Below are 12996 nucleotides of genomic sequence, written 5' to 3'. Positions count from 1 at the left end.
GTGGTCTCGAAAGGGCGTCGGGCGGGCAGATAAGGTATCTTCATTGCCTGCGCGGGGTTGTCCTGGGATATGCCCCGCCGCGCCGATGTCCGGCCCATCCGAAATCCTGCACGAGACAGCCCGTTTGCCCAAGCCTGTTCACAATACGGGTGCGATAGCGTATAAACGGGAGGAGTATTGTGCGCTCCGGGAGGATGCCGTTGTGACCAGGAAGAGCATTGACGAATTGAAGGCGGGCATGGTCCTGGCCTCCGACCTGATCGCCGGGGACGGCAGACTGCTCCTTAAGGGCGGCGTCGAACTGGCGGACCGCCATATAAGGCTCCTACGCCGTGCGGGGGTGGAGGAGGTCGAGGTGCTCCCCATGCCTTCCGTGCTGTCCGAGGCCGACCTCCAGGCCGTGGAGGACTACGTCCGTGAATTCTTCCTCTACGTGAACCCGGATCACCCGGCGGTCGCCGCCATGTTCCGCATCGCCCTGGAGCTGACCGCGGTGGCCGTGGCCGAGGGGCGACGGCTTCCGGACCCGGCTGAACGAAGGGCCGCCAATCTGGAGCATGTGGAGGACCTGTTCGTCAGGGGGCTGGTCACGCCCGAGGCCATCGTCCGGCATGAGACAGAGCTTGCCGGGTTCCCGGACATATTTTTTCGGATCAAGGAAATCCTTGAGGACGAATCCGCCTCGGCCGACCGCATCGCCAAGGTGGTGAGCACCGACTTGAGCCTGTCCGCCAAGCTCCTCAAGCTCGTCAACTCGCCCCTTTACGGTTTTCCCCGGGGCATAGACTCCATCAGCCGGGCCGTGGCCCTGGTGGGCGCAAAGGAATTGTCCACCCTGGCCCTGGGCGTCTCGGCCATCAACTATTTCAAGGATATCCCGCCGGAACTCGTGGACATGCAGGCCTTCTGGCGGCATTCCATCTCCTGCGGCATCTTTGCCCGCCTGTTTGCCGGGACGCAGAGCGGCCTCTCTCCCGAGCGGTTCTTCATCGGCGGCCTGCTGCACGACGTCGGCCGTCTGATCCTGTTCAAGAAACTGCCCTACGCGGCCACCGAGGCCATGCTTTTCGCCCGCGAGAACTGCCTTCCCATGGTGGAGGCCGAGCTGTCGGTCCTGGGGCTCCGCCACACCGACATAGGCAAGCCTCTCCTGGAATCCTGGGGGTTTCCCGAAAGCCTCTCCGTCATGATCGACTACCACCACGACCCCATGGGGTACCCCAATCCTCTCGATCCGGCCATAATTCACGTGGCCGATAATCTGGCCAACGCCGTGGGCATAGCCCGGGGCGGCGTATACGTCATGCCCGGGCTGGACGAAGAGGCCTGGGATATTCTGGGTCTTGAGCCGGAAGCCCTGTTCGAGGCCGTGGGACAGTACTCGGCGCAGATCGACGTCGTTCTGGACGCGTTCCTCTAAGCCGTTCCGCCGGACCGGGGAACGCCCGCGGGCGTTCCGATCGGTTTCGTCGCGCTTCTAGCCCAATCGACGGGCGAATTCCGAAACGATGATGGCTCCCGCCTGGGCCACGTTCAGGGAGTCGAATTCCCTGAGGAAGGGAATGTGGAGGCTGTGGTCGGCGAATTTGGCGACTCCGGGGCGGATGCCTTTTTCTTCGTTGCCGAGAATGAGCACGGCCGGGGTGCGCAGCTCCGCGGTGTAGACGTTGTCGGAGTCGGACGTCATGCGGGCGCAGTAGAGGGTGAAGTCGTAGTTGACGCAATCCTTCATGGCGTTGGCCATGTTGCCGACCTTGGCCACGGGGAGCTTGTTCAGGGCTCCGGCCGAAGAGCGCACGGCTCCGGCCCCGAGATAGGCGCCGTGATGCTGGCAGACGATGAGCCCGGCCCCGCCGAGCGCGTGGACGGTGCGGGCGAGAACGCCGACGTTGCCGGTGTCCTGCACCTGGTCCAGGGCCACGACGAGGGGCAGCGGCGCTTCGCTCGCCTGTTCGAGGAGCCGTTCCAGCGGCGTGTACTCCAGGGCCGCGCACCGGGCGGCCACACCCTGGTGGTTGCCGCGGAACATGTAGTCCAATTCCTGGGCCGAGACCGACTTGTAGGGCACCTGGGCGGCACGGCAAATGTCGAGAATTTCTTCCATCGCCTGGTCGCGCCGTCCCTTACGGAAGGCGACGAAGTCCACTCTTTGTGGAGAATCCTGTAGAAGCTCCTTGACCGGCTTGTTGCCAACTATGTAGATTTTCGAATCCTTTTTATCCCGGCCATGATCTTGCATTATCGATTCCTTGTGATAAACACGGCAAAAAGTTGCACATGGTTGCCTTTGGCAAGGGGGTCTAGTAGGCGTTTATCGCTCCTATTGCAATCCAAGGCAAGCTGGGCTAGCTGGAAGTCTCGCACTTCCGGCAATCAAGATTTTTTCTAGACTTTTCAAAGCCGGACTTATCTGGTAATGGTGTGCCGAACTCGGAGGATCGCTTGAGAGTTTTCAACTGTGCATATTTACTCGTGATGGGATTGCTCATCGCGAGCCTGGCCGCGGGTTGTTCCACCAAGACGACCCCTGAGACGGCCCTGCCCGTGGAGGAACAGGTCGCGGAAAACCTCGTGCCTGAAGATGCCGAGGCCCTCGAACCCGAAATCGAGGCCGCTCCCGAAGTGGCCCCCGACGAGGATTTGACCCAGACCGAGCAGGCCGTGCTCAATCAGCGTTTCGGCCTGCTGTTCGACCTTGAGCCCCACGAGAACGAGGAAGTCGAGCTCTTCTTCACCTACTACAACCACAAGGCGCGCAAGACCATGGAGCGTTGGCTGAAACGCTCTCAGCCCTATCTGCCCTATGTGCGCCGGGTCTTCACCCAGTACGGTCTGCCCCAGGACCTGGTCCTGCTTCCGTTCGTCGAATCCGGCTACAACGTCCGGGCCTATTCCTGGGCCGGTGCGGGCGGAATGTGGCAGTTCATGCGCGGCACGGGCAGTTTGTACGGGCTCAAGTCCGACTGGTGGATCGACGAACGCCGCGATCCCTACAAGGCCACGGACGCCGCGGCCCGCCATCTTCGCGACCTGTACGACAAGTTCGGCGACTGGTATCTGGCCCTTGCCGCCTACAACGCGGGCGAAGGCAAGATCTCGCGCGCCCTGAAACAGGCCAATTGCGACGATTTCTTCGAGTTGACCGAGAAGAACCGCAAGCTCTCCGGACGCAATCGCCTGAAGCTGGAAACCCGGCACTACGTGCCCAAGTTCATCGCCATTTCCAAGATTTTCCAGAACCTGGACACCCTGGGCTTCGAGCCCGTGTCCTGGGACATGGAGCTTGAGATCGTTCCGGTCAAGGTGCCCGGCGGCACCGACCTGCTCGCCCTGGCGCGGGCAGGCGGCATGACCTGGAACGACTTCCACGACCTGAACCCGGCCTTCCGCCGCCAGGTCAGCCCGCCGCACATGGAGGCCACCGCCTACCTGCCTTCGGACAAGGCCGACAAGATGGTCGCCTACCTGTCCGAGCCCGGCGCCCAGCCGTATGCGGGCTACACCCGCCATCGCGTACGGTCCGGCGACTCCTGGTGGATCATTTCCCGCCGCTACGGCGTGCCCATCAACGTGCTCAAGAGCGTCAACAACACCCGCTCCAACACCCTGCGTCCCGGCCAATACGTCATGGTTCCGGGCCACGGCTCCCGCGGGTCGTCGACCGCCTCAGCGCCCGCGCCCGCTTCCTCGTCCGAGGCGCAGACTCGCGCCATCGCCGCCAAACGCGGCAATTACGTGGTCCGTTCCGGCGATACCCTGTGGTCCATCGCCCAGTCCTTCAACACCACCGTGACCACGCTCAGGAAGTCCAACGGGCTGAGTTCCAGCCGCCTCAAGGTCGGCCAGAAGCTCTATATCCCCAACAGCTCCAGCGCGGCCACCAAGCAGGCCGTCAAGGACGCCGTGAAGGTCAAGACCGAGGTCGTCCATTACAAGGTGCGCAGGGGAGACAATCTCTATTCCATCTCCCGCAAGTTCGGCGTCAAGGTGTCCGACCTCTGCCACTGGAATTCCATCAGCGCCAAGACCACCATCTACGCGGGCCAGAAACTCAAGGTCTACGTCCAGTAATCAGAAAATCCGATGGAAAGCCCCTGCAGGTACATGCCTGCAGGGGCTTTTTTGTGCCTCCGGCTCCACGTCCCACGGTCCTCCCGGATGGTTTGCGCTGTCTGCCGGGACATGCGGCGCTGGAAGGGGGGCGGTTGGAAGCGGAGGGCTTGATCCCTCGAAAGGACGGCGCGGCGGATTGGAGGCCGCAATTCCAGGTCGTTGCGTCGTAACCCGAACAGATGGCTAGCCATTCTTTTCGGGCGTATTCCTTTGAGGTGTGGAGGAAAGAGGTAAGGTTCCGATCCCCTGTCGGACGGATTGGCCGGGAGAAAAGCGGCTCGCCGCCCTGGGGGATTAGATGATTTCGGCCCCGCTGAGGACCGCGACGAATCGTTTGAAGACGTTCATGTCGACGTTTTCGCGCATTTCGTTTCGGATGAGGGAGAGGGCTTCGTAAGGCTGCATGGCTTCGGCGTAGGGACGGTCGGTGGTCAGGGCGTCGTAGATGTCGGAAAGGGAGATGATGCGGACAGGCATGGGGACGTTGTCACCCTTTATTCCCGCCGGGTAGCCCGACCCGTCCAGTGCCTCATGGTGGAACAGGATGCAGTTGATCGTGTTCTGGGTCATGGGCAGGTGCGCGCACATGGATACGCCGTGCACCGGGTGTTCCTTGATGATTTCCCGCTCCGCCGTGGTCAGCGGCCCCCGCTTGTTCAGGATGCGTTTGGGAATCTTGGCCTTGCCCACGTCGTGCAGCAACGCGCCCAGCCCGTATTCGAAGACCTCGCTCTCGGTCATGTCGTAGGTCTGGAACAGGGCCACGGAATACACGAATACGTGCATACAGTGGGTGTAGGTCTTGTAATCGTGGGAGATGAACGGGGCCACCGCGGACAGCGAGTTGTCCTTGGCCAGGAACTTGATGGAGTTGCGCACGATGTCCGTGATGCGGTCGAAGTGCCTGGCCCGCAGGGCGCTCGGCAACTTGCGGTCGAATACGTCCTGGAGCACCACGGTCGTGGCTTCGAAGAAAATTTTCGACCGCGCCTCGATGGGCAGGGTCTCGTCCAGCAGTATCCGTCCGAGGTTGCGTTCGATATACTTTTCGTACTCGTCGCGCTCCGAGCCCTGGACGTACACTTCCTTGACCCCGTTCTTGTGCAGGGTCAGGCGGTGGCGGGTGGTGAATCTCTGGCCGGAAGAGGTGTAAAGAACGAAGTCCCCACCTTGCCAGAGGTAGACTGAAAAGTTCCCCAAAGCCTCCGGAAAGAGCATCACCGGGGATACGGGAAAGTAGGATACCGGCCGAGCGGCTCGAGGATTCGTATCCATTCCCGGATTCATATATTAATCATCCACCGAATGCTAGTAAAAATCAGGAGATTATCTAGAAGATTGGGGGCAACCCTTGCTCATATGAGCGATCCATTCTGTGACATTCTCCATAATTCGGTGAAACAGATAATGATTCACCTGGTTCTTGTGGAAAACAGTGGAAAAAGATAGAGTAATCTACATCTGTCAATCTCAGGAGACCGCCCATGAAAAAATGTCTGTCAGCCTGCCTGCTTTTACTCCTTGCTTCGACCGCCTGGGCAGGTGCGCCCCTCCGTTTCGTCGCCGACGCGGATTTCGCGCCCTATTCCATGGTCGTGAACGGAGCGCCTTCGGGCATCGATGTGGACGTTCTCAACGAGGCCGCCCGCCGCGCCGGGATCGACATAGAAATTGGCATGAAACCGCTGAAAACAGCCCTGGAAATGGCCGGAGACGGGAGTTGCGACGGGGTCGTGGCGTTGTTCCGCAGCCCGGAGCGCGAGCGGTACGTTCTGTTCCTGGACGGCGTCCCGATCCATCACAGCGACTATGTGCTCTTCGCCAAGGTGGGCAACCGGTTCGCCTTCAATTCCTACGATGATCTGGCGGGCAAGGTCATCGGCGTGGCCGCCGGGCTGGATCTTGGCCCGGAATTCGCCGCGGCCCGCGCCAAGGGCGACATGATAGTCAAGGAATACCCAGATCTGCGCGGTATTATCGCGGGGCTTCTCGGCGGTGAAATCGACGCCTTCGCCGGGAACATCGACGTGACCTACTACCGCCTCAAGGACATGGGCCTGACCAGTTCCGTGGTCTATCTTCCAAGGAAGCTTCTGGCGGGAAAACCCGCCTTCATCGTCCTCTCACGCGCCTCTGGCCTCGAAAACAAGGACCAGGTCGCCCAGGCCCTGGAAGGGGCGCTCGGCAAGATGCTCAAGGACGGTTCCTACAATACCATAGCCCGCCGCTATCTGTTGCGGTTCTAGCCGGACCGGGCGGGATATTCCCTCCCGTCCATTCTCACCCTTGAAAATATCCTTCGGTCGCGTACGACCGGCGCTGTCGAGCGCGGAGTGAGCGGCCGGTCTCGGAACCTGGAGGTCTGGGCCGCGTCTTACAGGTCGATCAGCAGGACGTCCCGTTCCGCTATGGGCGTGCCCAGGAAGCGGGAGCCGGTGCGGGCGAAGCGCGCGGCGTCGTCGGTGGTCAGGTAGGTGGTTCCGCCGCAGCCGTTTTCGGGCCGGGCAAGGCCGAGGCGGCCGAGTTCCGCATAGACTGTCTCGGCGGTGGTGGCAGCGGAGTCCACGATAGTGGTTCGATCCGGGACCACACGGCGGATGGCCTGCGCGAGAAGGGGAAAGTGCGTGCAGCCGAGAACGAGCGTATCGGGGATGACGGGGTGTTCCGTGCCGGACGCGGGCTTGAAGATGGGGTCGAGGTAGCGGGCGGCCACGGCTTCGGGAATCTGTCCTTCGGTCCAGCCTTCTTCGGCCAGGGACACGAACAGGGGACAGGCGTGGCCGAGGATGCGGGCTTCGGGCCGAATGGAGTGGATGGCGCGCTGGTATGCGCCGCCCGCGATGGTGGATTCCGTGGCGATGACGGCGACGGCCTGGTTGCTCGTGGCGGCGCAGGCGGCGCGCGCGCCGGGTTCGACCACGCCGATGACGGGCACGCCGGGATTGGCCTCGCGCAGGGCGTCGAGGGCCACGGCCGAGGCCGTGTTGCAGGCCACGACGAGCAGCTTGATGCCGCGCCGCGTCAGCTCCCCTCCGCACTGCACGCCGTAGCGGGCAACGGTCTGGGGCGACTTGGTGCCGTATGGCAGCCGCGCCGTGTCGCCGAGGTAAAGGACATCCTCGCAGGGCATACGCTCGCGCAATGCTTTGAGCACGGTCAATCCGCCCACGCCCGAATCGAATACGCCGATGGGCAATTTCGCCTTGTTCCGCATGGTCCCGCTCCTTGAATGCAATCCCTTTACGCGCCCCGGAGTGACACATTTCCCCGCGAATGTCTAAGCCAATCGCGGGGCCTTTCCTGGTGCCGGGCGGGGTTACTCCGACTTGGAGTATCCGAGGGCCTTCTGGGTCCAGTTGCGCGACTGAATGTAGAGCAGTTCCGTATTGAAGGCGTTCAGGGAGAGCTTTTTCAGGTATTGCGCGGTCTCGGTCCACTGGCCGCGTTCATAGCTTTTGGCCAGGAGGAGGAGTTCGGCGAGGTCCCCGGTGCCGTTCAGGGCCGAAACCACCTGTTCCTCCAGGGGAAGGGACTTGAGGACGTCGCGCATGTTCATGCCGAGCATGGCGTCGAGCAGCGAGAAGAGGCCGATCATGAACAGGGTGTCCGCCTCGCACTCGGACTTGTTGGACCCGGAACAGACGGATTCCAGGAATTTTGCCCTGTGCACGGCCAGATAGGCGAGTTCGCCTGCCCTGGGCGACGGGTTGAGATCGGCGATGACGACGCTGCGAAGCCACTGCTTGGCGCGGATCATGCCCATCATGTCGATGGCCCGTTTCGCCGAGGATATCTTGGTGGACAGGCCGAATCCCGCCGAGTTGATGAAGCGGAAGAGGCGGTAGGTCAGGTTCGGGTCGGACTGAAGGATGGCCGCCAGCCGCGCGGGTTCGAAGTCCGGCTTGGCCAGCTCGCCGAGAATCTGGAGTTTGGTGGTCTCGACGGCGGTGAGCTTGCGTCCGGGAATGATCTCAGGACGGCTGAAGAAGAATCCCTGGAACAGGGAGAAGCCCATGTCGCGCAGCAGCCGGAAGGTTTTGTTGTCCTCGACCTTTTCGGCGAGGGTGGTCACGTGCCGGGGCAGCGTGGCGAGGGTTTTCCTGATGCGCGCGGGGTCGGCTCCCAAAGCCAGGATGTCGAGTTTGACGATGTCGGCCAGTTCCACGAACGGGCGGAGTTCCTCCTGGCCGAGAAAATCGTCCACAGCCACGGTGTAGCCCGCGTCCTTGAGCCTCCTGGCGGCGGCCAGAACCTTCTCGTCGGGCCGGACGTGTTCCAGGATCTCGATTACACAGCGGTCCTTGGGCAGGGCGAACCCGGCGTCTTCGCCAAGCAGTTTTTCCGGGAAATTGATGAGCACGCGGGTATCCTGGCTCATGCCTTCCGTGGCCAGGGTCAGGCCGTCGGCGATGACCGAGGCCGTGGCCTGCGACTCGTCGTTGATGACGGCTACGTCGTTGCGGCCGGAACGGAAAAGCAGCTCGTACCCCCAGACGGATTCGTCCTGCCTGAAGACGGGTTGACGGGCGATGAACATGGTCTCAAAGGTTTGAGGTTTGGCACGCATTATAAATAATCTCCTCACGCAGTCCGAATTCAAGATGGACCGTGGACGTTAGCATGTGGGCTTTCGAACGCGGTTGAGACGGAGTTTTGCCGGAAATGCATCCATGTCCTCGACGCATTCGGCCAGAATCTTGTCCAGGAAGGCCAAATTGCGATCAATGGCCTTCCAGTACAGGTCCTTATCTACTTTTAATCGCATTTGGAAGTAATTGATAATGAAACGATCCACGCCCCCGAGCGCCTCGTCCAGGCGCTTGCGGGCGACGTCCCGGTAGAAAGACCTGGTACGGAGCGCCAGGTCGAACGCGGTGTCGTAGTCGAAGAGCCGGGCTTCCCGGAATTCCTCGAAGAGCAGGAGCAGCTTCTCCGGATAGCGGCGGTCGGCGATCTGGGCCAGGATGTCCGCGCTGCCCACGAACTGGCCCATTCTGCGCATGGCTTCGGATCGGAACGGAATCTCGGAGGGGGGCATCGACAGGATGGTGCTGCGGATGCAGTCGGCGATGTCGGCGATGTCTTGCGCGGGGAGAAATTTTGCCAGGTTGTTCCGCATGAACCTGATGGACCGTTCCTCGTGCCCCAACAGGTATTTGGCCCCGGTCCCCCGGGTATCGCTCGCTTCCTGGATGAGGCCCACGTCGTGGAACAGCGCTGCCAGGAGTCCCCTGAGGCGGTCGTCGTCGGCGCAGGCCTCGCCGCCGGCCGCCGCCCCGTAGATCAGGCGGGCCGCCGCAAGGACCACGGCGCAGGTGTGCTCGAAGTCGTGGTATGGGGTGTTGCTCGCCCGGTAGCCGGGATAGCGGCCGGAAAAGAGCCGTTCCACATCGTCGAAAGCGCGGCGGAAGACGGTCCAGTCCTGTCCGGGGGAAAGCTCCCGCATGAGGTCTTCGGTCTCGCGCAGGACACTTTCCGCGTCCTCGGGGTTCGTGAAGTCGTATAGGTCCGGTTCGGCTTCCGACATGCGTCTACCTTCCCGGAGAGTCCGCCCACTTGTTGCGGATGGCCTTGATGACGTCGAAAATTTCCATGAAGATTTCCACCACCTCGGGATCGAAGTGGGTCCCGGCTCCCCTTTCCAACGTTTCCACGCACTGGTCGTCCGTGTGCGGGTCCTTGTAGGACCGGGGCGAGGCCAGCGCGTCATACACGTCGGCCACGGCGCAGATGCGCGCGGACAGGGGGATGGCCTCGCCGTTCAGGGGCGCGCATCCCATTTGAAGGTCGTCGGTCCAGATCTGGTCCCGGGGAATGGAGGGATAGCCGCTGCCCGCCCATCGCTCGTGGTGGTACAGGGCGATGTCCATGGACATGCGGTCAAGCTCGGAGGTCTGGTTCCTGAAGAGCCGCGCCCCGTAGATGGTGTGCCATTTTATGACGTCGTACTCGCGGTCGGTGAGCTTGGCGGGTTTCTTGAGGATGGTGTCGGAAATGCCGACCTTGCCCACGTCGTGGAGCATGGCGGCCAGCCGGAGATTGTCGCGGGTGCGCTTGATATCCTTGGCTCCGTGCCCCCGGCGGGCGGCCCAGGTGGCGTATATCTCGGCGCAGTACGCCCCCACGCGCTGGACGTGCGCCCCGGTCTCGGAGGGGTCGCGCAGCTCGGCCATCTGCATCATGCGCAGAATCAGTTCGCGGTTCATGATGCCGCGTTCGATGGCCACGGAGGCGTTGTTGCAGAAGATGGGAATATAGGTCCGGGCCTCCTCCGAGAAGGGGACCACCGCGCCGGATTCGTTCTTGGCGTTGATGAGCTGCATGACCCCGACAAGCCTGCTTTCCTGGGCGATCAGGGGGATGGCCAACATGCTGGTGGTTCGGAAGCCGGACTTCTCGTCGAAGGATTTGTTCAGGGAATAGGGCAGGGTCGGGGCCAGTTCGTAGGCGTCGTCCACGGCCAGGCTTTGCCGTGTCTTGGCCACGTAGCCCACGATGGACTGTTCGCTGATGGGTATGGCGAAGTTCTGGTACAGCGCGGCGTTGGCCGCTTCGGCCTTGAAGAGCGTGTCGTTCTGGACGTAGCTGAAGATGAGCCGGTCATCCTCAACAAGATAGATGGATCCGGCATCCGCTCCGGAAAATTGTCTGGATTCCTGGAGAATCTTGTCCAGAATGGTGTCAACGTCCTTGAGTTGGTTGACTTCATCCGTGACCTTGAGAATCGCCAGTACGGCGTCGTCGCGGCCTTCGAGTCGCCTGTCGGCCATTTTCCCTCCCTTTATTAGGCTCTGCGCAACGTCTCACCCATTTCCGGTAAAAATGCAAATGGTCTCAAATTTTCGCGAATTTGCACAAAATGAGCGAAAAAAGATGGCATGTGGCTGTGGAAAATCGGTTCACAGGGGGGGGCGGCCCGACAGGCAGCCGCGTAAGTGAGGAGGCGGGATGGCCGGAGACCGGCCCGAAAAACGTCCGGCCCGGCTGCTTTCGCTGCCGGGCCGGATCGAAATGGCGTTTAGCCGAGGATTTCGGCCAGGTCTGCTTCGGGAGTGGTGATGGGGGCGATGTTGTAGTTGCCGACCAGGTAATTGAGAACGTTGGGGGTTATGAAGGACGGCAGGGAGGGGCCGAGCTTGATGTTCCGGATGCCCAGGGCGAGCAGGGAGAGCAGGATGGCCACGGCCTTCTGTTCGTACCAGGAGAGCACCAGGGACAGGGGCAGGTCGTTGACGCCGCAGTCGAAGGCCTTGGCCAGAGCCAGGGCGATCTGCACGGCGGAGTAGGCGTCGTTGCACTGGCCGATGTCCAGCAGGCGCGGGATGCCGCCGATGTCGCCGAGCTGCTTGTCGAAGAAGCGGAACTTGCCGCAGGCCAGCGTCAGGATGACGGTGTCGGCCGGGGCCTGCTCCACGAATTCGGTGTAGTAGTTGCGGCCGGGCTTGGCGCCGTCGCAGCCGCCGACCAGGAAGAAGTGGCGGATGTCGCCCGCCTTGACCGCCTCGATGACCTTGTCGGCCACGGACAGGACCGCGTTGCGGGCGAAGCCGGTCAGGACCGACCCCTTGTCGACGTCCGCGTCAAAGCCCGGCATGGCCAGGGCCCGTTCGATGACCGGGGTGAAGTCCTCGTTGCTGACGTGGACCGCGCCGGGCCAGCCCACCAGGCCGGTGGTGAAGATGTTGTCGATGTAGTTCTTGGGGTCCTGGATGCAGTTCGTGGTCATCAGGATGGCGCCGGGGAATTCGGCGAATTCCTTTTTCTGGTTTTGCCATGCGGTGCCGTAATGACCGGCCAGGTGCGGGTATTTGTGCAGTTCGGGGTAGCCGTGGCAGGGGAGCATTTCACCGTGGGTGTAAATGCTGATGCCCATGTTCTCGGTTTGCTTGAGCAGAGTCTCCAGGTCCTTGAGGTCGTGGCCGGAGACGAGGATGGCCTTGCCCGCCGTGGGTCCAAGCTTGACCGCGGTGGGAACCGGGTGCCCGTAGGCGGAGGTGTTGGCGTCGTCCAGAAGCTCCATGGCCCGGATGTTGATGCGGCCGCATTCGAGCCCGGCTTCAATGGCCTGCTCCAGAGTCAGGTCGGTGGCCAGGGTGGCGGCCAGCAGGGCCTGAATCTTGGCGTAGAGCTCGTTGTCCTCCTTGCCGAGGATGGCCGCATGGTCGGCGTAGGCCGCCACGCCCTTGAGGCCGTAGGTCAGGGTGTGCTTGAGGGACTTGATGTCGGGGTTGGGCTCGGGGTCGTTGTCGACGCCGAATTCACGTCCCTGGGCCACGAGGCCAGGGAGGTCGAGGGCGGGCATGAGGACCGCCGGGCCGTCGAATTCGACGCCGGGGACTTTGGCCTTGAGCCTGTCGCGCAGGGCCGCGCATTCATTGATGAGCTTGACGAAACGGGCGTCGTCGAAATTCACGTTGGTCAGGGTGGAGAAGATCGCCTTCACGGTGAAGCGGTTGACCTCCGCGTCCTCGATGCCCTGTTCGCGGGCGGCCATGGCCACCTGGGAAAGGCCCTTGGTGAAGTGGAGGAGTAGGTCCTGGAGAGAGGCTGTGGAATCGGTTTTGCCGCACACGCCGATCTTGGTGCAGCCGCCCTTGGCCGTCTGTTCACATTGATAACAAAACATGGTGTCGCTCCTTTGTTTCGATGAAAAGTCCTTGTTGCCTCCGTTTGTAGGGCGGGCGGCGGCAACAAGGTATGACTTGAGTCAAAAACAGGGGAAAGATGTAAAAAAAGAGGCCGGGAAAACGAAAATCGAAAAGGCTGGCGGGGCCGATTCGCGGAGAAGGCATTCCCCATCATAAAGCGAACTATAGTCGAATTTAAGTCACACGTCTTCGGCGTTATAAATTTATGAATATACGGCCTGACCCGCCTCCGCCG

The 12996-nt window shown here is 61.9% G+C and carries 10 protein-coding genes; 3 read left to right on the top strand and 7 right to left on the bottom strand.

Features of this window, described 5'->3' with window-relative positions; genetic code table 11:
* Positions 1-202: 202 nt before the first annotated feature.
* Entirely contained in the window at positions 203-1420 is a 1218-nt protein-coding gene (locus PSN43_RS00205) for an HDOD domain-containing protein (RefSeq protein WP_272698697.1), read from the top strand.
* A gap of 57 nt (positions 1421-1477) precedes the next feature.
* Here PSN43_RS00205 and PSN43_RS00200 read toward each other — a convergent pair whose 3' ends face one another.
* Positions 1478-2239 carry a TrmH family RNA methyltransferase gene (locus PSN43_RS00200; protein ID WP_272698696.1) on the bottom strand — a complete coding sequence of 254 codons (762 nt, stop codon included), beginning with the start codon at positions 2237-2239 and terminating at the stop codon, positions 1478-1480.
* Positions 2240-2475: 236 nt separating this feature from the next.
* Between PSN43_RS00200 and PSN43_RS00195 the strand changes: the two genes are divergently transcribed.
* Entirely contained in the window at positions 2476-4071 is a 1596-nt protein-coding gene (locus tag PSN43_RS00195; protein WP_272698695.1) for a lytic transglycosylase domain-containing protein, read from the top strand.
* Positions 4072-4407: 336 nt separating this feature from the next.
* Here PSN43_RS00195 and PSN43_RS00190 read toward each other — a convergent pair whose 3' ends face one another.
* A complete protein-coding gene (locus PSN43_RS00190) occupies positions 4408-5313 on the bottom strand; it encodes an HD-GYP domain-containing protein (RefSeq protein WP_272698694.1) in 906 nt (301 codons plus the stop codon).
* A gap of 284 nt (positions 5314-5597) precedes the next feature.
* Between PSN43_RS00190 and PSN43_RS00185 the strand changes: the two genes are divergently transcribed.
* Positions 5598-6359: a substrate-binding periplasmic protein gene (locus PSN43_RS00185; protein WP_272698693.1), complete on the top strand. Its 762-nt coding sequence runs from the start codon at positions 5598-5600 to the stop codon at positions 6357-6359.
* A gap of 128 nt (positions 6360-6487) precedes the next feature.
* Here the strand turns inward: PSN43_RS00185 and murI are convergent, their stop codons facing one another.
* From murI to hcp, 5 genes are all read right to left on the bottom strand, one after another.
* The gene (murI, locus tag PSN43_RS00180) at positions 6488-7327 is read right to left on the bottom strand and encodes a glutamate racemase (RefSeq protein ID WP_272698692.1); all 840 of its coding nucleotides are present in this window, start codon (positions 7325-7327) and stop codon (positions 6488-6490) included.
* A 102-nt stretch (positions 7328-7429) separates the two neighbouring features.
* Positions 7430-8680, bottom strand: coding sequence for an EAL and HDOD domain-containing protein (locus PSN43_RS00175; RefSeq protein ID WP_272698691.1), 1251 nt, complete (start codon positions 8678-8680; stop codon positions 7430-7432).
* A gap of 48 nt (positions 8681-8728) precedes the next feature.
* Complete coding sequence (locus PSN43_RS00170) at positions 8729-9640, bottom strand: HD domain-containing protein (RefSeq protein WP_272698690.1); 912 nt, start codon at positions 9638-9640, stop codon at positions 8729-8731.
* A 4-nt stretch (positions 9641-9644) separates the two neighbouring features.
* Positions 9645-10883 carry an HD domain-containing phosphohydrolase gene (locus tag PSN43_RS00165; RefSeq protein ID WP_272698689.1) on the bottom strand — a complete coding sequence of 413 codons (1239 nt, stop codon included), beginning with the start codon at positions 10881-10883 and terminating at the stop codon, positions 9645-9647.
* Positions 10884-11131: 248 nt separating this feature from the next.
* Positions 11132-12739, bottom strand: coding sequence for a hydroxylamine reductase (gene hcp, locus PSN43_RS00160; RefSeq protein WP_272698688.1), 1608 nt, complete (start codon positions 12737-12739; stop codon positions 11132-11134).
* Positions 12740-12996: the final 257 nt, after the last annotated feature.

The organism is Desulfovibrio sp. Fe33, assembly GCF_028532725.1.
GTDB lineage: Bacteria > Desulfobacterota > Desulfovibrionia > Desulfovibrionales > Desulfovibrionaceae > Pseudodesulfovibrio.
Note: the sequence above shows the minus strand (reverse complement) of the source record. Positions and strands in the feature narration are given on the sequence as shown.

Excerpts from the sequence above, each read along its gene's own strand:
- PSN43_RS00170 (WP_272698690.1), bottom strand. The coding sequence starts at position 9,640 with ATGTCGGAAGCCGAACCGGACCTATACGACTTCACGAACCCCGAGGAC.
- PSN43_RS00165 (WP_272698689.1), bottom strand. The coding sequence starts at position 10,883 with ATGGCCGACAGGCGACTCGAAGGCCGCGACGACGCCGTACTGGCGATT.
- PSN43_RS00195 (WP_272698695.1), top strand. The coding sequence starts at position 2,476 with ATGGGATTGCTCATCGCGAGCCTGGCCGCGGGTTGTTCCACCAAGACG.
- PSN43_RS00175 (WP_272698691.1), bottom strand. The coding sequence starts at position 8,680 with ATGCGTGCCAAACCTCAAACCTTTGAGACCATGTTCATCGCCCGTCAA.
- murI (WP_272698692.1), bottom strand. The coding sequence starts at position 7,327 with ATGCGGAACAAGGCGAAATTGCCCATCGGCGTATTCGATTCGGGCGTG.
- PSN43_RS00185 (WP_272698693.1), top strand. The coding sequence starts at position 5,598 with ATGAAAAAATGTCTGTCAGCCTGCCTGCTTTTACTCCTTGCTTCGACC.
- hcp (WP_272698688.1), bottom strand. The coding sequence starts at position 12,739 with ATGTTTTGTTATCAATGTGAACAGACGGCCAAGGGCGGCTGCACCAAG.
- PSN43_RS00200 (WP_272698696.1), bottom strand. The coding sequence starts at position 2,239 with ATGCAAGATCATGGCCGGGATAAAAAGGATTCGAAAATCTACATAGTT.